Origin of the sequence: Streptomyces sp. DSM 15324 (assembly GCF_001514285.1) — a bacterium.
Lineage (GTDB): Bacteria > Actinomycetota > Actinomycetes > Streptomycetales > Streptomycetaceae > Streptomyces.
Window position 1 is genome coordinate 326,154 of sequence record NZ_KQ949025.1, and the last position, 16,408, is coordinate 342,561.

Genomic DNA, 16,408 nt, shown 5'->3' on the forward strand with positions numbered 1-16,408 from the left:
CTTCAGTGGTCGACCGGCATCGTGGCCGTCTTGCGGGCGGTGCCGAAGGTGTCGATGCCGGGGATGACGGAGGGGATGGTGACCGTCGCCGTGACCCGTACCTCGTCGCCCAGGTAGGCGGGTGAGCAGCTCACCGACAGCCGGCTGCTGACCGCGCGGGCGCAGTCCCCCTGGGGGTCCCGGTCGAGGGAGGCGCTGCGCGCCCCGGTGCGCGCCGCCGTGCCCGCCTGCTGGGCGGCATAGGCGAAGAGTCCGAGCTGGACGGCGCCCAGCGCGACGATCAGCAGCAGGGGCAGGAAGCCGAGGTACTCCAGCGCGACCTGCCCCCGGTCGCCGCGCCTGCGCGGTGGGTACGGCATCTCAGTCGCCGTCCTCTTCCTCGACGGCGCCCGCGTGTCCGTGCACCGTGACCGGGAAGTCGATCGTGCCCGGGAACAGCACGGGGACGGGCAGGGAGACGTCGGCGGTCACATAGCCGCCGCCGGTGCCGCAGTCCACGTCGGCGTTCCCCCTCCACGCGTCCCCCAGCTTGTCCAGGCCCGCCTCCTGACAGGCCCCCTCCCGGGCCCCCGGGTCCGCCGCCGTGCCCGCCCGGACCGCCTCGTCGGCAGCATTCCCCGCGAGCGTGAACGTGTACCCCACCAGCACGCACTGCCACACCACCACCAGGGTGACGATGATCAGCGGGGTCATGCCGAGGAACTCGATCGTGACCTGGCCCCGGTCGCGCGGGACACGTCTCACCATGGGGCTCACTCCTTCCGCCGCCGGAAGCCGCCCGTGCCCCGCTCGCCGCCCCGGGTGCGCCCGCCGCGGCGCACGAGGGCCGTCTCCGGCGCCTTGACGAGGCCCAGTTCGGCGGCGAGCGCCCACAGGGCCTGGCGGACGGTGCTCTTGCCGTCGAGGGCGTGGACGCGTCCGGCGTCGACCGCCGCCTGGAGTTCCCGGAAGTTGGCGGGGACCGCAGTGGCGGCGACGGCCGTGCCGGTGATCTTCTGGATGAGCGGGGGCTGGATCTCCGTACCGCGGGTGTGCCGGTTGACGACGACGGTCGTCTCCTCGGCCTTGCGGACCTGGAGCCGGTCCCACATGCGGACGGTGCGTTTGGCGCCGCGGACGGCGACCACGTCGGGGGTGGTGACGAGGAGCGCCCGGTCGGCCATCTCGACGGCGGCGGCTCCGGCGCCGCTGAGCTGGGCGCCGCAGTCGACGATCACCACCTCGTAGCGCGAGCGCAGGGCGCCGACGATCTGGCGGACGGCGCGGTCGGTGACCTCCTCGCCGCGTTCGCCCTCGGCGGGGGCGAGCAGGAGGGCCAGCCCGCTGTCGTGGCGGAAGACGGCCTCGGCGAGGACGCGGGGCGAGAGGTCGGTGATGGCGGCGAGGTCGACGACCGAGCGGCGGAACTGGACGTCCAGGTAGGAGGCGACGTCGCCGGTCTGCAGGTCGAGGTCGACGAGTGCGGTGGGCCGGCCGGAGGCCTGGGCGGCGAGGGCGAGTTGGACGGCGGTGAGCGTGACGCCCACTCCCCCCTTGGCGCCGCTGACCGTCACGACGGTGCCGCCGACGCCGGTGAACTCCTCGGCCCCGTGGCCGAGATGGCGTCGTACGCCCACGGACCACTGGGCGACGGACTGGACGCGGTGGGCCAGTTCCTCGTAGCCGAGGGGGAGCGTGACGACGCCTCGGGCGCCGGAGTCCATGGCGGCCTGGAAGAGGCCGGGGCCGGCGTCGGTGGTGACGAGGACGACGCCGACCGCGGGGAAGCGCAGGGCGACCTCGCGGACCAGCTCCAGCGCCGGGACGGGTCCGATGCGTTCGTGGACGATCACGACCTCGGGAAGTTCGTCGACCGACTCGGCGGCGAGCCGGGCGAGGGTGTCGACGAGCTGGGTGGAGTCGGCGACCGGGGGGACCGGTTCGGCGTCCGAGAGCTGGCTGAGCAGGGTGGTGAGGGAGCGGACCGCGTCCGCGTCGCCGACGGCCGGGAGGATCCTCGTGGGCATGGGCGGCGGCCTCTCACTTGTCCGTGACGAGTTCGTACGTACGGTCCCGGTCGGGGATCGTGGTGGCGCCACCGGGGGCCACGAGGGCGAGGCGGACGCGCTTGGCGAAGGACTCGGCGTACGTGATGCGCTGGGCGTCCAGGGTCGACAGCGCGAAGGTGATGGGGACGGCGTCGGTGACGGAGCCGGCGCGGTTGTCGCGGTCGGGTTCGAGGGCGGTGATCTCGCCGACGTCGAGGACGCGCGCGTTGGTGACGATGATCTTGGACTGGTCGGGGTCGGAGTCGCGGGCGCCCTCGAAGGTGGCGTACACGTTGACCGAGGAACCGGGGCTGATCTTGCCCGCGACGCCGGTGGCCGCGTCGACCATGATGGCGACCTCCTGCTGCCCCGGCTGCAGGGCGGGCTGGTCGACGATCATGTCGCTCTGCAGGAGCGAGCCCTTCTTCAGGGTCGTCACGGCGATCTTGCGGCGGATCGCGGCGAGATCGGTGACGGCGTTCTGCGACAGCCAGCGCTTGGGCATCTCGATCTTCTTGAACTGGCTCTCCTCCAGGGCCGTGTACGGCGCGATGTCGGACCGCAGCTCGTAGGCGGTGACCTCGGGGCCGACCTTGGAGTTCACGTCGTCGATGACGGAGAGGACGCCGGCGAAGGCACCGAGGGCGCACACCACCGACAGGAGCAGGAGAATGACGCCGCGGCGCTGACGGGAGTTCATGGAAACCGTGCAACCTCGTTGGGGGTCGGGTCGAGCGGGAAGGGTGGTCGGTGCGTCGGTGCTTTCCGGTGTCTCAGCCGGTGGTGAGGGCGCGGACGGGGCGGGCGGTGAGCTCGGCGGCGGGCGGCGGGCCGGCGGAGCAGAACACACAGCGGTCGCCGATGACGTCGATCCCGCACCAGTGACAGACGCCCTGCCGGACCGAGGCGACGAGCTGGTAGAGGACCGACAGGTCGGGCAGGTAGGCGCAGAACTCGATCAGCTTGGGGGTGCCCCACCAGGCGGCGGACTCGGCGGGCGCCTCGGTCTCCCTGAGACCCTGCGCCTTCCAGGCGGGGGCGAGGGTCCCGGTGACCCAGTCGGACTGGAGCTGACCGCGGCCGACGAGCATCCAGGTCCCGAACTCGGGTCCGGGGAGGGTGACGTCCGGTGCGGCCTTGACCAGCTGCGGCTGCGGATGGGCGAGTACGGCGAACTGGCTGCCCGGGACCCAGGACCGGGCGTGCGCCTTCAGCCCCACGACCGGGACCCGGTCGAGCCGGGCGACGGAGCCGAGGAGCGCGCCCGCGTGGATGTAGTGGGTGAGCAGCCGGCCCGCCGAGGCGAGCACGCCCGGCCCGAGGTCGCAGGAGGCGAGCTGGCGCAGCTGGCGGGCGAGGACGGCGACGCCGAGGGGCGGCAGGTCGGGCCGGTACAGCGCGATGCGGTCGCTCTCCAGGAGCGAGCGGATGGTGTGCAGCCGCTGTTCCACGGCGGGCGGGACGGCCCGTGAGTACACGACGACAAGGTGCCCGTGCTGCTCGACGAGGAGTTGTACGGCGTCCAGGGCCTGTTCCAGCGGCTGCCGGTCGAGGTCGGCGAGCACGACGGCGGGCAGGGTCCGCTCGTCCTGCGGCGGCAGCGCCAGGTCGGCGCCGGTCACGGCAACGGCAGTTGGCACGCGCAGCTCCCCGATTCCCGCGGTCCGGCCCGCCGGGAGTTACTCCGGCGCACCGGGGTGACTTCATTGCGTGACTACGTCAGCACTGTAACCACGCGCTTGTGGCCGGAGAACAGCTTTCCGTAGCCGGTAAGGAACTGTTCTTCGCGCAAGTCACGCCAAACCGGGGCAGGTTGCGCACACGGACCCTCCACAAGCGGATCCCTTGACCGCCTCCCCCAGCGGTGCGGGCAGCGGCTACGTCTGGCCGACGGTGGTGAACAACGCCCTGGACTGCCTCGCGAAGGGCACCGGCTGCGGCTCCTTCAAGCCCTCGAAGACGTACCCGGACCTCCGGGGCGCGATGACCTGGTGTGCACGCGCTGCCGTGAGCCGCGCAGCGCGCGGGAGCACCAGCCGATGACCGTCGCGTTGGGGGCTCTCCCCGGTCGGCGCGTCAGAGGTGCAGGCCGGGTGGGTTCGGGCGGGCCAGGCCCAGGTCGTAGGCGAGGATCGTCGCCTGGACGCGGTCCCGTAGCCCGAGTTTGCGCAGGAGGGCGTTGACGTGGGACTTCACCGTGCCCACCGTGATGCCCAACTCGGCGGCGATCTCGGCGTTGTTGAGGCCCGCCGCCACCAGCGTGAGCACGCCGCGCTGGCTGGCGGTGAGGCTGTCCAGTTCGGGGGCCGGGGTGCCGGGGGAGGTCCCGGCCCCGGCGCCCGAGGCGTAGTGCCCGATCAGCCGCCGGGTCGCCGACGGCGCGAGCACGCTCTCGCCCGCCGCCACCACCCGGATACCCTGGAGGAGTTCGGCGGGCTGGACGTCCTTGAGGAGGAAGCCCGAGGCTCCGGCACGCAGGGCGTCGAAGACGTACGCGTCGAGGTCGAAGGTGGTCAGGACGAGCACCTGGGGCGCGTCCTCGCGGCCGGTGATGATGCGGGTGGCGGCGATGCCGTCGAGTTCGGGCATGCGTACGTCCATGACGACCACGTCGGGCCGGAGTTCCTCCGCCAGCCGCACCGCGCTCGCGCCGTCACCGGCCTCCCCGACGACCGTCAGGTCCTCCTCGGCGTCGATCACCGCGGCGAACCCCGCCCGCACGATGCCCTGGTCGTCGACGACCAGCACCTTCAGACTCATCGTTCCCTCTTCTCCTCGCCGTGCTCCGCCACCGGCGCGAACGGCAGCCGGAGGCCGACCGGGCCGGGACCCTCGGTGGTCAGGGTGCCGCCGAGTGCCGCGATCCGCGCCGTGAGCCTCTCCCGCAGGACGGGGCGGGCGCCAAGCGGCACACCGATGGCGGTCAGCGTCAACGTACGTGCGTCCGCGTCGAGTTCGAGCCGCGCGGGCGCCTCGCCGAGGCGCGCATCGCCGCCAGGGCCTCCCGGGCGCGGCCGGCGGCGGAGTCGAGCCGCCCCGCCTCCGCCTCGGCGACCGTGCCGACGGTGCGGGCCGGCAGGTGGTCTCCAGCCCGGCGCCGATCCGACACCGCTCGGCCCACGCGTCCCGGACGGCCGCACCGGCCCAGGCGGCAAGCCGCTCCTCCCGCGCCCCCGCCGGGCCCCGGCCCACCCGGCCGCCGCGGCCGCCACCAGGACCCCCGCTTACCTGGGTTGCAGAAGGTCGATCACTGCTGCCCGCGCCCGCCGCCCTGCCCGGTGCGGCGAACTCGCACCGTCCCCGCTTCCAGGTCCACCTGGAAGGGGGGTTCCTCCGCCGGCCTCACGTTCTTGCGCGCACGTTCTTGTTCCAAGGCACGTTTACCTGCCTGTGCTCCAGGGGTGATGCCCTGGAGGAAGTCGACACCGATGGACGACAGACCCTTCTGTTTGCGCCAGTAGATCCAGCCCCGCGCTTCCATCCATAACAGGACGCGGTCCGCGAGGAACAGGACCGTGCCCAGTCCTCCGACTGCCCCGGCGATCTGCCACAGCGTGCTCACCATGTCCGGTGAACTCAGCAGGTGTGCCGAGCGTTCCCGCGCGCCGACGCCCCCTAGCCCATGGGCCGGTAGTGGCCCAGCACCCAGGCAAGTTGGGCGAACCAGGTCTGGAGGAGTTCGCGTGGTCTGGCGTTCACGGCGCATTCGTACACCCGGCCGTCCAGGTGGACCACGGCCACCATCAGCGCCTTGCCGTTGGGGCTCGCCTTGTAGTGGACGCTGCGGACCTCCGGCCAGGGGAAGTCGACCGTGATGCCGTACATCTCGAAGGCCACGCCGGAGACGTCGACGACGATCGAGTTGTGCTTGTCGACGGCGAGGAACTCGGGTCCGGGCGGGACGGGTTGCGGCGGCCCCGGCGCGTACGCGGGCGGAGGCGGTCCGAAGCCCGGCGGGACGGCCGGGGGTGGTGGCGGTGGCGGCTGGTCTGTCACCCGGGCAACCTACCCGGCACCCCCTGTGCACCCGCTTTCGGTCCCCCCTGAAACATTTCCCCCGCCCCACCGCATCAATGAGGTGAGGACGGCGCGGCGAACGGCTCCGCGACCGGCACCGCGGCCGAACAGAGCAGCTGACCCAGGGGGACGTGTATGAGGAAGGTCCGTGCGGACGAGTACGCCGAGTTCGCGGCGGCGCGCACCGGCCATCTGTACCGGTCCGCGTGTCTGCTCACCGCCGGGGACACCCACCTCGCCGAGGACCTGGTGCAGGAGACCCTCGGCAGGCTGTACGTCCGCTGGGGCCGGGTGTCCCGGGCGGACAACCCGGCGGCGTACGCGCAGACCGTCCTGACCCGCACCTACCTCGCCCACCAGCGCAGACGCAGCAGCGGGGAGCGGGCCGTGGAGGCGTTCCCCGACCTGCCGGACGGCGGCGGCACCGACACACCGCTGCGGCTCACCCTGCTCCAGGCCCTCGGCCGGCTGCCGGCGAAGGACCGGGCCGTGGTGGTGCTGCGGTACTGGGAGGACCGGTCGATCGAGGAGACCGCCGGTGCCCTCAACGCCAGCTCGGCGGCCGTACGGACCCGTTGCTCACGGGCGCTGGGACGGCTGCGGGAGCTGCTGGGCGGGGACATCGGCGAGTACGTACGACCCTGACCACACGCCCCGGACGGACCACACGCCCCGCACCACACGCCGCTGACCCCGCGGCCCCCGACCACCCGTCCCAGACCACACCCCCTCGCCTATCGCCTCCCGCGCCCCTCCCACCGGCGCCTCGCCCACCCCCGACGTCAACTCCAGCCCGTGAAACGGTGGTTCACCATGCCCGCAGACCAGCACACCGACCCCTTCGAGGACCGGCTCTCCGCCGCACTGCACGAGGTCGGCGGCACCTTCGACGCCCCGCGGTCCGAACTCGCCGCCGCGGGTGCCCGGCGCGGCCGACGGCTGCAGTTGCAGCGCCGGGCCGCGCTCGCGGGGAGCGTGGCGAGCCTCGCGCTCGTCGGGGTGGGCGGGGCGCTGCTCGTGCCCTGGCACGGCGGCCCCGCCTCCCGGCCCTCCTCGGTCGCCGGGAGCGGCACCCCCGACCGGTCGCGCACCTACTCCGCCGACGACGTCGTGCGCACCCTCCAGCAACTCCTCCCCCAGGGCACGTTCACCCGCACGGAGGCGCGCGGCACGGACGAGGGGTTGCCGCCGCTCGCGGTGGGGGTGTTCGACGACGGAAAGGGCGAGGGGTCCGTCTCCGTGGGACTGGAGCGGATCACCACCGGCGAGCGGAAGCTGAATCCCTCCGCCGAGGTGATGCCCTGCCCCGACAGCACGCAGTCGGGCTTCGACAGCTGCACGACCGAGAGCCTGCCCGACGGCTCCGCGATCACGGTCTACCAGGGGTACGAGTATCCCGACCGCCGGGTCGACACCAAGTCCTGGGGCGCCGATCTCGTCACCCCGGACGGTCATCGCGTCAGTGTCATCGAGTGGAACTCCCCGGCGGAGAAGGACAAGCCGATCACCCGGACGGATCCGCCCCTCACCCCCGCGCAGCTGAAGGCGCTGGCCTCGGCCGCCGAGTGGCGCGCGATCATCGACGCCCTGCCGCGGGAGAAGCCGCCGAGCAGGACGACCGCCGGCCCCACCCGGCCCGGGGAGCTGTCCGGAGTGTCGATCCTGCGCAAGCTCAAGCTGCTGCTGCCCAAGAAGGTCGACGTCGTCTCCCACGGCAGCGACGAGACGGGGTACGGCTCCTTCGTCGTCGACGACGGCAAGGGCCGCAGCCTGGTGCAGGTCAATGTGCAGCCCGGTATGTCGGACGTCGCCGGCGACCTCTTCGGCTCCGACGCGGAGACCCTCGCCGACGGCACCCTGGTCACGGTCCGCCGGGCGCCCGGTGAGAAGGGCGGGGCGGGGGTCGTGATGTGGACGGCGGACACCCTGCGCAAGAACGGGCTGCGGGTCGTGATCAGCGCCTTCAACACCGGCGACCAGAACAAGGCCGCGACCCGCAAGGCGCCCGCCCTCACCCTGGGCGATCTGCGGAGGATCGCGCTCAGCCCGGAGTGGCTGACGGACACGGTCACACCCTGAGGGGGAGTGGCCGCCGACGGCCCGGAAGCCGCCTGCAGCACCTCAGTGCCCGAAAGCGCCCGTCTCCAGCTCGAACCACGAGGTCCTCCCCGCGCCCTCCCGCCGGCACCCCCACCGCCGGGCCATCGCGTCCACCAGGAACAGCCCCCGCCCGCTCTGCGCCCCGCACCACCCCCGGTCCTCGACCTCGCACCGCAGCACCCCGTGCGCGGCCGTCAGCGTGAGCCGGAAACGGCTCCCCGACTGCAACAGCGCACGGGTGGCCAGCTCGCTGACGAGCAGTTCGGCCGTGTCGACCAGCTCGCCGCGCTCGGCGAGCCCCCAGCGCCGAAGCTGTCCGCGTACCTGCGCCCGCGCCTCCCGCACGGCGGCGGGCCGGGGTTCGTACTCGGCACTGAAGTGGGCGGCACCCGTCGACGGCTGGGGACGGACGGCGTAGCGGGGAGCGGGTTCCGGGCGGGGTCCTCCGCCGGAGAGTCGCGGCATGGCCATGGCCCCAGGATGTCCTCCCCGGGCCCTTTCCCGTACGGGGAGAACTACCCGATTCCGTACCCGCACCGCCTGGCCGGGTGGGCTCAGGCGTACTGCAACCGTACGGCCGTACCCCCGTCACCGGCGTCGCGGACGTCGACGTACGCACACACCTGGCGGGCGTACCAGAGCCCCTGCCCGGGTGCCGGACCGGCGGCGCGGGGCGGGACGAAACCGATGAGCGGGTCGTCGATCCGTTCGGCGAGCAGGAGTTCGCAGACACAGCCGGGCGCCTCGCCCCACAGGACCGCGCCGGTGACCCGGCCGAGGGTGGCGGCCTCGGTGACGGCCGTGGTGAACGCCTCCGCGTCGGCGCCGGTCAGCCCGCGCCCGGCGGCCCAGGCGCGCACGGCGTCGGGGGCAGGTTCGGAGAGCCGCCGCGCGTCGGACGGGGTCGGTGGCAGGGGTACGGCGTCCAGCTCGGCGGCGATGCGGACCGGGTCCTCGTACACGCCCGTACCGGGGTGGGCGCGACGGGCCGCCTCGACGAGGACCGCGCCCGCGGTACGGGTGTCGTAGACGCACATCGCGGTGGTCGCGGTGGAGGCGAACAGGAGGTTGGCGAGGGCCTCGTAGCGGATCCACTCGGCGCTCTCGCGCGGGGAGCGGCCGGCGCGGCCGTTCCACACCGCTTCCATGAGCAGGTGCATCCGGCCGCCGGGGCCGCCGTGTCCGGCGAGGTGGGCGGCGGCGCGGGCGACGGCGTTGGCGGCGGAGCCGGTGTACCAGTCGGTGTGCGGGAGGAAGCCGATGTGGCGGGCGTCGGCGCCGAGGGCGTCGCGCAGGAGGTCCAGCCGGTCGGGGGCGAGGATCGCCATCGGCGGCGGCTCGTCGGGGGCGGCGAGCCCCTCGGCGAGGAAGGGCAGGGCGTCGGCGAGGAAGCCCTCGTCGGTGGTGAAGACCGTCATGCGGTGGTCGAACGAGCCGCACGGGGACGGAGAGGGGGAGGAAGAGGAAGAGGGGGACGGGGAGGAGGGCGAGGACGGAGCGGTCATGGGTCCCTCGTGGATCGGTGAAGGGGATCGGTGCGGTGGGTCGGGCGGGTGCGGTGGTGCGGTGGGCCGGTCAGCGCTGGGCGGCCACCCAGGCGGCGATCTGGCTGCGGTTGCTGCACCCGAGCTTGCTGAGGATGCGTTCGACATGTCCTTCGGCGGTGCGGCGGGCGATCACCAGTCGGTCGGCGATCTGCTGGTTGGCGAGTCCCTCGGCGACGAGTGCGGCGACCTGGGCCTCGCGTCGGGTCAGGCGGACGGTGGCGGCGGGCGGCTCCTCGGGGTGTCCGTCGGGGCGGGCGGGCCCGGTGTCGGTCTCGCTGTCCTCCCCGGTGTCGTCCAGGACGCGGGCGGCGAGTTCGGGCAGGGCGAGCGCGGCGCCCCCGTCGTAGGACCGGCGGTAGGCGGCGGCCCCGATCGCCGCGCGGGCCCGGTCCTCGGCGGCGCGGCGGGTGGCGTTGAGACAGGCCGAGCCCCAGCGGTCGCGGTCCACGTCGGTCCAGACCCGGTCGGCGCCGCCGAGCACGAGGGCCGCCCGGTGGTGGGCGCCCCGGTCGGCGGCGATCCGGGCCAGCAGGTCGAGGGTGAGGCCGATGCCGACGACGTCGTGGACCGCGAGCTTGAGCCGCAGCGCCTCCCGGGCGTGCGCCTCCGCCCGCTCGCCGTCGCCCTTCACGGCGTGGGCCAGGGCGAGGATGCGTTCGCCGTACGACAGCACCCACTGCTCGCCGTGTTCCGCGCAGAGCCGGCGGATCTCCCCGCACACCTCGACGGCCTCGTCGGCCCGGCCCAGGAAGGCGAGGGCGCAGGCGAGTTCGACGTGGTCCAGGCCGAGCAGGCTGAGGTGCTGGCCGGGGGCGCGGCCGCGGGCCACGGCGGCGCGGAAGTGGGCGAGCGCGCCCGGGATGTCGTCGCTGAACAGCCGGATGACCCCGATGACGTAGTCGGCGTGGGCGGCCTCGGCCGGGTCGCCGAGGCGCTGGGCGAGGGCCCGGGCCTCCTCGGCGCGGCGGCGGCCCCGGGTGAGGTCCTCGGGGCAGCCGGCGAGCAGACCCGCCGTCCACAGGGCACGGGCCCGTTCGGGGCTGGGGTCGGGGTTGGCGTCGAGGGCGCGGTCGAGCCAGTACCGGCCTTCGCGGGGGGCGCCGCAGGCGTGCCAGTGGAACCACAGGGTGCCGGCCAGCCGCAGCCCGGCACGGGCCTCGCCGTGGGTGGTGAGGCTGAAGTCCAGGGCGGCGCGGATGTTGTCCCGGTCGGCGCGCAGCCGGGCGACGATCCCGGGCTGACCCGGCCCGAACCACTCCCGCTCGCAGGCGGCGGCCAGCTCCTGCGTCCAGTCCCGGTGCCGGACCCGGGCGGCCCGCTCCTCCCCGGGCGTCTCGCGCAGCCGCTCCAGCCCGTAGTGCCGCAGGCTGTCGAGCAGCCGGTAGCGCAGCCGGCCGTCGGCCGTGACCTCACGGCACAGGACGGACTTGTCGACGAGCCCGGCGACGGCTTCGAGCACGTCCGGGCAACCTGCCCGTCCGGGGCTGTCCCCTCCGGGGCTCTCCCCTCCGGGGGAGGTCGAGGACGAGGACCGTTCCGGGCCGAAACGGGGGGCCCGGGTGGCCGGGCCCCCCGCCGGCGCCCCGCCGCACACCGCTTCCGCGGCCTCCAGGTCGAAGCTTCCCGCCAGCACCGACAGCCGTGCCCAGACCGCCTGCTCCCGCGCGTCGCACAGCTCGTGGCTCCAGTCGACGGCCGCCCGCAGGGTCTGGTGGCGGGGCAGTGCGGCGGGGCTGCCGCCGGTGAGGAGGCGGTAGCGGTCGTCGAGGCGGGCGAGGAGCTGGTGGACGTCGAGGACGCGCATGCGGACGGCGGCGAGTTCGATGGCGAGCGGGAGTCCGTCGAGGCGGCGGCAGAGGCGGGCGACGGCGGAGCGGTTCGCGGGGGTGAGGCGGAAGCCGGGGACGACCGCGGCGGCGCGGTCGGCGAACAGGGCGAGGGAGGGGTAGCCGTCGGCGGCGGTGAGGTCGCCGTCGGGGTCGGGGACCGGCAGCGGCCGTACCTCCAGGAGGTGTTCCTCGGTGAGTCCGAGGCGGTGGCGGCTGGTGGCGAGGACCCGGATGCCGGTGGTGCCGCGCAGCAGGGCACCGGCGAGGGCGGCGCAGGCGGTCGGCAGATGCTCGCAGTTGTCGACGACGAGGAGCAGTCTGCGGTCCCGGACGCGCTCCACGAGGGAGTCCAGCGCCGGGCGTTCGGAGTGGTCGTGCAGGCCGAGCGCGTCGGCCACGGCGAGCGGCACCAGGGCCGGGTCGTGCAGGCCGGAGAGGTGCACGAAGCGGACGCCGTCGGGGAACGCACGGGCGACGCGGGCCGCGATCCGGCCGGCGAGCCGGGTCTTGCCCACTCCGCCCGGGCCCGTCAGCGTGACCAGCCTCGCCCTGGACAGGAGTTCGCGCCCTTCGGCCAGTTCGCTCCGCCGGTCGACGAAGCTGGTCGTCTCCACCGGCAGGTGACAGTCCCGGCGCGGCGCTGATCCGCCCATGATCGGCCAGTCCTCTGGGGGTGCGTTCGTGCGGACCCTCAGGCTTCCCCGGGTGGTACATATATGCACCTCCCCCTCACCCCCACGGGTGTACTTCAGCGAGGTCCGTTCGCGGCGACACGCCCACGCGTACACTGCGCCGCCGATCAGCTCGTCCCTTTCCGCATGATTCAGGCCAGCGGCGATATGCGCTGTCTTGACCTGACCATGCCAACACCGGACCATGTGCGACACCGCACCGCCGCACACAGCAAGCGCACAGCACGCCCCCCACGACCACTCCCCACAAGGAGAGTTCATGCGACTTCGCATCCGCGGCTCAGGCGCCGGCGCCCCGCGCGCCCGCAGCGGCAGACGCACCGCCGCCCTCGCCACCCTGCTCGCCCTGGCCCTCGCGGCCCCCATTTCGGCGACGGCCGGCCACGCCTCCGCCGACAGCGCCACCAAGGCCGCCCCCTCCGCCGACGACATCCGCCAGTACGAGATCCACGTCGACCACAACACGCCCGTCACGCGCACGGCGATCGCCCGGGCCGGGGTGAGCGTCGACGAGGCCGACGAGGAGACCGTGGTCGTCTCCGGCCGCGCCGACCAGATCGCCAAGCTCCGCTCCCAGGGGTACGAGATCACCCCGGTGGGCTCCGCACCCGACCGCCTCGCCGCCGACGAGGTACGCCTGTTCGACTTCCCGACGGCGGACGCCAAGTACCACAACTACGCCGAGATGAGCGCGGAGATCGACCAGCGCGTCGCGGCCTACCCGAGCATCATGAGCAAGCGGGTCATCGGCAAGTCGTACGGCGGCCGGGACATCGTCGCCATCAAGGTCAGCGACAACGTCGGCACCGACGAGGCCGAGCCGGAGGTGCTGTTCACCCACCACCAGCACGCCCGCGAGCACCTCACCGTCGAGATGGCCCTGTATCTGCTCCGCGAGCTGGGCGCCGGCTACGGCACCGACTCCCGGATCACCAACATGGTCAACGGGCGCGAGATCTGGATCATCCCCGACCTCAACCCGGACGGCGGCGAGTACGACATCGCCACCGGCTCCTACCGCTCCTGGCGCAAGAACCGGCAGCCCAACTCCGGTTCCTCGGCCGTCGGTACGGACCTCAACCGGAACTGGAACTACAAGTTCGGCTGCTGCGGCGGCTCCTCCGGCTCCACGTCCTCCGAGACCTACCGGGGCGCCTCGGCCGAGTCCGCGCCGGAGGTGAAGGTCGTCGCCGACTTCGTCCGCAGCCGGGTCGTGGGCGGCAAGCAGCAGATCACCGCCGGGATCGACTTCCACACCTACAGCGAGCTGGTGCTGTGGCCGTTCGGGTACACGTACTCGGACACCGCGACCGGGATGACGGCCGACGACAACGCCGCCTTCAAGGCGGTGGGCCAGAAGATGGCGGCCAGCAACGGCTACACCGCGGAGCAGTCGAGCGACCTGTACATCACCGACGGGACGATCGACGACTACCTCTGGGGCGTGTACAAGATCTTCTCGTACACGTTCGAGATGTATCCGACGTCCAGCTCCGGGGGTGGGTTCTACCCGCCCGACGAGGTCATCGAGCGGGAGACTTCCCGGAACCGGGACGCGGTGCTGCAGTTGCTGGAGAACGCCGACTGCATGTACCGGTCGATCGGTAAGGCCAGCCAGTACTGCGCTTAGTCGTCGCCGTCCTCGCCGTCCTCGCCGTCCTCGAAGTACGCGTCGAGGACCGCGTCCAATGACGTCTCCCACTCCGTGAAACGGGACCTGGCCGTCGCCTCGATCTCGATCGGGTACCAGCGGCGGTCAGGGGTATGGACCGTGACGGTGAACCGTTTGCCGAAGCGCGGGGCCTCCGTCTCGATGGCGCCGATCTCGTCCCAGCGGAACTCGCACGCCTCCTCGTCGAGGCGGAGCCGGACGCCCTTGGCGTCGGCGGTGATCCGCGCCCGGCGGTCGGCCGCCTCGAAGACCGGGCCGTCGGAGGCCTCCTCCTCGGCGGGGGCCTCCTTCTCGGCGCCCGGGGTCTTGTCGGCCTCGGCCGTCTCCGGTGCCTCCGAGGCCTGCGGAGTCCCCTCGGACTCCTCGGACTTCTCGGACTCTTCGACCGGATGCGCGTCCTCGGGCTCCGCCTTGAGGGGCGACGAGAGTCCGGGGATGAACGCCGGGTCGAAACCGGCGCCCTCCAGGGGCTTGCTGCTCGAACCTATCCGCTGCTGCTCCACAGCGCGAAGTATGGTCGAAGATCCTGTGCCGGACACAGCCAGCCCCTACTTCGTTACCGGAGACCTACAAGGGAGAGGCGCACCCGAACACGCTCAACCCGGCCGCGTCGGCCGAGGAAGCCGACCTGGCCGGCGACCTGGAGGATGTTGGCCTTGCGCACGCCGTGGGAGAACCTCGGGGGCGGGGTCGTGTGGGCCGTCGGGGTGAGCGCGGTCTTCTCGGTCATCAGGGGGCTTCCTTGATCGGGGTCCTGCCGGAGTACTCACCGCTGATCGCGTCCGCCGTACGGCGCACCAGCGGGCACAGGGCGAGCAGTTCGTCGGCGGTGACGACGACGTTCGGCGCGGAGACCGACATCGCGGCGACCACCCGGCCGTCCGCGCCGCGGACCGGGGCGGCCACACAGTTGATGGACTCCTCGTGGCCGCCGAGGTCACTGGCCCAGCCCTGTTCCCGCACCTTTGCCAGCTCCCGCAGGAAGGCGGGGGCGCCGGCGGTGGAACGGGCCGTGTACATCGGGTAGTCGAGCTTCTCGGCGACGGCGCGCCGCTCGGCCTCGGGGAGGTCGGCGAGGAGCAGCTTGGCGACGGCGGCGACCGTGATGGCCACCGGTCTGCCGATCCGCGAGTACATCCGCACCGGGTAGCGGCTCTCGACCTTGTCGATGTAGAGGACCTCGCCGTCCTCGTACACGGCGAGGTGCACGGTGTGCCCGCACTGCTCGTTGAGGCGGACGAGGTGGGGGTGGGCGATCTCGCGGATGTCGAGGCTCTCCATCGCCTCCTGGGCGAGGGCGAAGAGGCGGGCGCCGAGGCGGTAGCGCTGGTCGGACTGGCGGTAGACCATGCCGTGTTCGTGGAGGGTGCGCAGCAGCCGCAGGGCCGTCGACTTGTGCACGCCGAGGCGATCCGCGACCTGTCCGAGGTCGGCGGGGCCCTCGGCGAGCAGCGGCAGGATGCTCAGGGCCCGGTCGACGGTCTGGCTCATGGGGTGGGGACCTCCTCGGGGGTGGCCTCGGTCCGCGTCCACCCGGGGCCGAGTCGAAGTGTCCCCCATGCCCGGTCGTCGAGGGCGGCAAGCCGGTCGGCGTGGTCACGGGAGGGGGGCGCGGCGAGGTCACCGGGGACGGTGAGGGCGGCGGCAGCCCAGAGGTGGCCGTGCCGCAGCCGGTCCGGGAGGGGAAGCCCGCGAAGGGTCGCGGAGAGGAACCCGGCGGCGAAGGCGTCGCCGGCGCCGGTGGCCGCCGCCACGTCAACCGTGGGGGCGGGGACGAAGACCCCACGCGAGTCGGCCCCACCCCGCTGCCCCGGACCGGAGGCGAAAGCTGCGGCCCCCGTCCCGCCCCCCTTCACCACCAACACCTGCGGCTCGGGCAACGCCTCCCGTATCGCCACCGCCCCGCCCGTCATCCCCCACGCCTCCTCGGCCTCGTCCTCCCCGACGAACACGAGATCCGCCCGCCGGGCCAGCTCCAGCAGCACCCTCGGCCCCTCGGCCGTCGGCCACAGCCGGCTGCGGTGGTTGACGTCGAAGGAGACGAGGGGCCGGTCCGGTCCGGGCTCGGTCAGCTCCCACAGCAGCTCGCGGCATCCCGGGGACAACGCCGCCGTGATCCCCGACAGATGCAGGATCCGCCCCGCCCGCAAGGCCGCCCGGTCCACCGTGGCCGTGGACATCGCCGAGGCCGCCGAGCCCGCCCGGTAGTACGCCACCTCGTGGTCCGCGCCGGCCCGGTCCCCCGCCGTACGGAAGTACACGCCCGTCGGGCGGACGGGGTCACGGCCGACGGAGGCGACCTCGACGCCGTACCCCCGGATCGTCTCGACCAGGTGATCGCCGAACCCGTCCGTCCCGACCCGGCTGACCCACCTCACCGCGTGGCCGGCGGCCGCGAGCCCGCAGGCCACGTTGGACTCCGCACCGCCGATCGCCCGGTCGAAGGAGGGCACGTCGGCAAGCCGGCCGGGGCGGGTGGGCAGAAACGTGACCATGGACTCGCCGAGCGCGACGACGTCCACGA

18 protein-coding genes and 2 pseudogenes are annotated in these 16,408 nt (G+C 73.3%); 4 read left to right on the forward strand and 16 right to left on the reverse strand.

Going from position 1 to position 16,408, the window contains the following annotated elements; genetic code table 11:
* Positions 1 to 2 precede the first annotated feature (2 nt).
* The 5 genes from AQJ58_RS11770 to AQJ58_RS11790 form a co-directional block, all read right to left on the reverse strand.
* Complete coding sequence (locus AQJ58_RS11770) at positions 3 to 359, reverse strand: TadE/TadG family type IV pilus assembly protein (protein ID WP_067248531.1); 357 nt, start codon at positions 357 to 359, stop codon at positions 3 to 5.
* Position 360: 1 nt separating this feature from the next.
* Complete coding sequence (locus tag AQJ58_RS11775) at positions 361 to 747, reverse strand: TadE/TadG family type IV pilus assembly protein (protein ID WP_067248533.1); 387 nt, start codon at positions 745 to 747, stop codon at positions 361 to 363.
* A 5-nt stretch (positions 748 to 752) separates the two neighbouring features.
* Positions 753 to 2,006 (reverse strand): CpaE/TadZ family protein, encoded by a 1,254-nt coding sequence (locus AQJ58_RS11780; RefSeq protein WP_067248536.1) that lies wholly within the window; start codon positions 2,004 to 2,006, stop codon positions 753 to 755.
* A 13-nt stretch (positions 2,007 to 2,019) separates the two neighbouring features.
* Positions 2,020 to 2,727, reverse strand: coding sequence for a Flp pilus assembly protein CpaB (cpaB, locus tag AQJ58_RS11785; protein ID WP_067248538.1), 708 nt, complete (start codon positions 2,725 to 2,727; stop codon positions 2,020 to 2,022).
* A 73-nt stretch (positions 2,728 to 2,800) separates the two neighbouring features.
* Positions 2,801 to 3,667 carry a hypothetical protein gene (locus AQJ58_RS11790; RefSeq protein ID WP_079078870.1) on the reverse strand — a complete coding sequence of 289 codons (867 nt, stop codon included), beginning with the start codon at positions 3,665 to 3,667 and terminating at the stop codon, positions 2,801 to 2,803.
* Between the two features lie 205 nt (positions 3,668 to 3,872).
* On the opposite strand from AQJ58_RS11790, the pseudogene AQJ58_RS40650 reads away from it, so the two are divergent.
* Positions 3,873 to 4,070, forward strand: a pseudogene (locus tag AQJ58_RS40650) (chitinase); the annotation flags it as partial.
* 33 nt (positions 4,071 to 4,103) lie between these two features.
* On the opposite strand, the gene AQJ58_RS11795 reads toward AQJ58_RS40650, so the two are convergent.
* The 4 genes from AQJ58_RS11795 to AQJ58_RS11810 all read right to left on the reverse strand — a co-directional run bounded on the left by AQJ58_RS11795 (position 4,104) and on the right by AQJ58_RS11810 (position 6,023).
* Complete coding sequence (locus AQJ58_RS11795; RefSeq protein ID WP_067248544.1) at positions 4,104 to 4,787, reverse strand: response regulator; 684 nt, start codon at positions 4,785 to 4,787, stop codon at positions 4,104 to 4,106.
* Positions 4,784 to 4,960, reverse strand: coding sequence for a hypothetical protein (locus AQJ58_RS44355; RefSeq protein ID WP_234360023.1), 177 nt, complete (start codon positions 4,958 to 4,960; stop codon positions 4,784 to 4,786). Before AQJ58_RS44355 ends, AQJ58_RS11795 begins: the two co-directional genes overlap by 4 nt.
* A gap of 314 nt (positions 4,961 to 5,274) precedes the next feature.
* Positions 5,275 to 5,592: a hypothetical protein gene (locus AQJ58_RS11805; RefSeq protein ID WP_067248551.1), complete on the reverse strand. Its 318-nt coding sequence runs from the start codon at positions 5,590 to 5,592 to the stop codon at positions 5,275 to 5,277.
* Between the two features lie 50 nt (positions 5,593 to 5,642).
* Positions 5,643 to 6,023 carry a hypothetical protein gene (locus AQJ58_RS11810; RefSeq protein WP_067248553.1) on the reverse strand — a complete coding sequence of 127 codons (381 nt, stop codon included), beginning with the start codon at positions 6,021 to 6,023 and terminating at the stop codon, positions 5,643 to 5,645.
* Between the two features lie 156 nt (positions 6,024 to 6,179).
* Here AQJ58_RS11810 and AQJ58_RS11815 point away from each other — a divergent pair, with 156 nt between their 5' ends.
* Positions 6,180 to 6,689 carry a SigE family RNA polymerase sigma factor gene (locus tag AQJ58_RS11815; protein WP_067248556.1) on the forward strand — a complete coding sequence of 170 codons (510 nt, stop codon included), beginning with the start codon at positions 6,180 to 6,182 and terminating at the stop codon, positions 6,687 to 6,689.
* Between the two features lie 168 nt (positions 6,690 to 6,857).
* Complete coding sequence (locus AQJ58_RS11820) at positions 6,858 to 8,123, forward strand: hypothetical protein (protein WP_067248558.1); 1,266 nt, start codon at positions 6,858 to 6,860, stop codon at positions 8,121 to 8,123.
* 42 nt (positions 8,124 to 8,165) lie between these two features.
* On the opposite strand, the gene AQJ58_RS11825 is transcribed toward AQJ58_RS11820, so the two are convergent.
* From AQJ58_RS11825 to AQJ58_RS11835, 3 genes are all read right to left on the reverse strand, one after another.
* Positions 8,166 to 8,615 (reverse strand): ATP-binding protein, encoded by a 450-nt coding sequence (locus tag AQJ58_RS11825; protein WP_324613753.1) that lies wholly within the window; start codon positions 8,613 to 8,615, stop codon positions 8,166 to 8,168.
* An 83-nt stretch (positions 8,616 to 8,698) separates the two neighbouring features.
* Positions 8,699 to 9,562, reverse strand: coding sequence for an MEDS domain-containing protein (locus AQJ58_RS11830; RefSeq protein WP_234360024.1), 864 nt, complete (start codon positions 9,560 to 9,562; stop codon positions 8,699 to 8,701).
* A 157-nt stretch (positions 9,563 to 9,719) separates the two neighbouring features.
* The gene (locus tag AQJ58_RS11835) at positions 9,720 to 12,173 is read right to left on the reverse strand and encodes an ATP-binding protein (protein WP_067248564.1); all 2,454 of its coding nucleotides are present in this window, start codon (positions 12,171 to 12,173) and stop codon (positions 9,720 to 9,722) included.
* Between the two features lie 298 nt (positions 12,174 to 12,471).
* On the opposite strand from AQJ58_RS11835, the gene AQJ58_RS11840 reads away from it, so the two are divergent.
* Positions 12,472 to 13,842, forward strand: coding sequence for a M14 family metallopeptidase (locus AQJ58_RS11840; protein ID WP_067248566.1), 1,371 nt, complete (start codon positions 12,472 to 12,474; stop codon positions 13,840 to 13,842).
* Here AQJ58_RS11840 and AQJ58_RS11845 read toward each other — a convergent pair.
* From AQJ58_RS11845 to AQJ58_RS11855, 4 genes and pseudogenes are all read right to left on the reverse strand, one after another.
* Positions 13,839 to 14,387 carry a hypothetical protein gene (locus AQJ58_RS11845; protein WP_067248569.1) on the reverse strand — a complete coding sequence of 183 codons (549 nt, stop codon included), beginning with the start codon at positions 14,385 to 14,387 and terminating at the stop codon, positions 13,839 to 13,841. The genes AQJ58_RS11840 and AQJ58_RS11845 overlap by 4 nt on opposite strands.
* A 113-nt stretch (positions 14,388 to 14,500) precedes the next feature.
* Positions 14,501 to 14,614 (reverse strand): annotated as a pseudogene (locus AQJ58_RS40660) (RidA family protein); the annotation flags it as partial.
* On the reverse strand, positions 14,614 to 15,375 hold the full coding sequence (locus tag AQJ58_RS11850) for an IclR family transcriptional regulator (protein WP_067248571.1): 762 nt from the start codon (positions 15,373 to 15,375) through the stop codon (positions 14,614 to 14,616). The gene AQJ58_RS11850 and the pseudogene AQJ58_RS40660, both read right to left, overlap by 1 nt.
* The gene (locus tag AQJ58_RS11855; RefSeq protein ID WP_234360048.1) at positions 15,372 to 16,379 is read right to left on the reverse strand and encodes a sugar kinase; all 1,008 of its coding nucleotides are present in this window, start codon (positions 16,377 to 16,379) and stop codon (positions 15,372 to 15,374) included. Before AQJ58_RS11855 ends, AQJ58_RS11850 begins: the two co-directional genes overlap by 4 nt.
* Between the last annotated feature and the right edge of the window lie 29 nt (positions 16,380 to 16,408).

Excerpts from the sequence above, each read along its gene's own strand:
- AQJ58_RS11770 (WP_067248531.1), bottom strand. The coding sequence starts at position 359 with ATGCCGTACCCACCGCGCAGGCGCGGCGACCGGGGGCAGGTCGCGCTG.
- AQJ58_RS11775 (WP_067248533.1), bottom strand. The coding sequence starts at position 747 with ATGGTGAGACGTGTCCCGCGCGACCGGGGCCAGGTCACGATCGAGTTC.
- AQJ58_RS11780 (WP_067248536.1), bottom strand. The coding sequence starts at position 2,006 with ATGCCCACGAGGATCCTCCCGGCCGTCGGCGACGCGGACGCGGTCCGC.
- cpaB (WP_067248538.1), bottom strand. The coding sequence starts at position 2,727 with ATGAACTCCCGTCAGCGCCGCGGCGTCATTCTCCTGCTCCTGTCGGTG.
- AQJ58_RS11795 (WP_067248544.1), bottom strand. The coding sequence starts at position 4,787 with ATGAGTCTGAAGGTGCTGGTCGTCGACGACCAGGGCATCGTGCGGGCG.
- AQJ58_RS11805 (WP_067248551.1), bottom strand. The coding sequence starts at position 5,592 with ATGGTGAGCACGCTGTGGCAGATCGCCGGGGCAGTCGGAGGACTGGGC.
- AQJ58_RS11815 (WP_067248556.1), top strand. The coding sequence starts at position 6,180 with ATGAGGAAGGTCCGTGCGGACGAGTACGCCGAGTTCGCGGCGGCGCGC.
- AQJ58_RS11820 (WP_067248558.1), top strand. The coding sequence starts at position 6,858 with ATGCCCGCAGACCAGCACACCGACCCCTTCGAGGACCGGCTCTCCGCC.
- AQJ58_RS11825 (WP_324613753.1), bottom strand. The coding sequence starts at position 8,615 with ATGGCCATGCCGCGACTCTCCGGCGGAGGACCCCGCCCGGAACCCGCT.
- AQJ58_RS11830 (WP_234360024.1), bottom strand. The coding sequence starts at position 9,562 with ATGACGGTCTTCACCACCGACGAGGGCTTCCTCGCCGACGCCCTGCCC.
- AQJ58_RS11835 (WP_067248564.1), bottom strand. The coding sequence starts at position 12,173 with ATGGGCGGATCAGCGCCGCGCCGGGACTGTCACCTGCCGGTGGAGACG.
- AQJ58_RS11840 (WP_067248566.1), top strand. The coding sequence starts at position 12,472 with ATGCGACTTCGCATCCGCGGCTCAGGCGCCGGCGCCCCGCGCGCCCGC.
- AQJ58_RS11850 (WP_067248571.1), bottom strand. The coding sequence starts at position 15,375 with ATGAGCCAGACCGTCGACCGGGCCCTGAGCATCCTGCCGCTGCTCGCC.
- AQJ58_RS11855 (WP_234360048.1), bottom strand. The coding sequence starts at position 16,379 with ATGGTCACGTTTCTGCCCACCCGCCCCGGCCGGCTTGCCGACGTGCCC.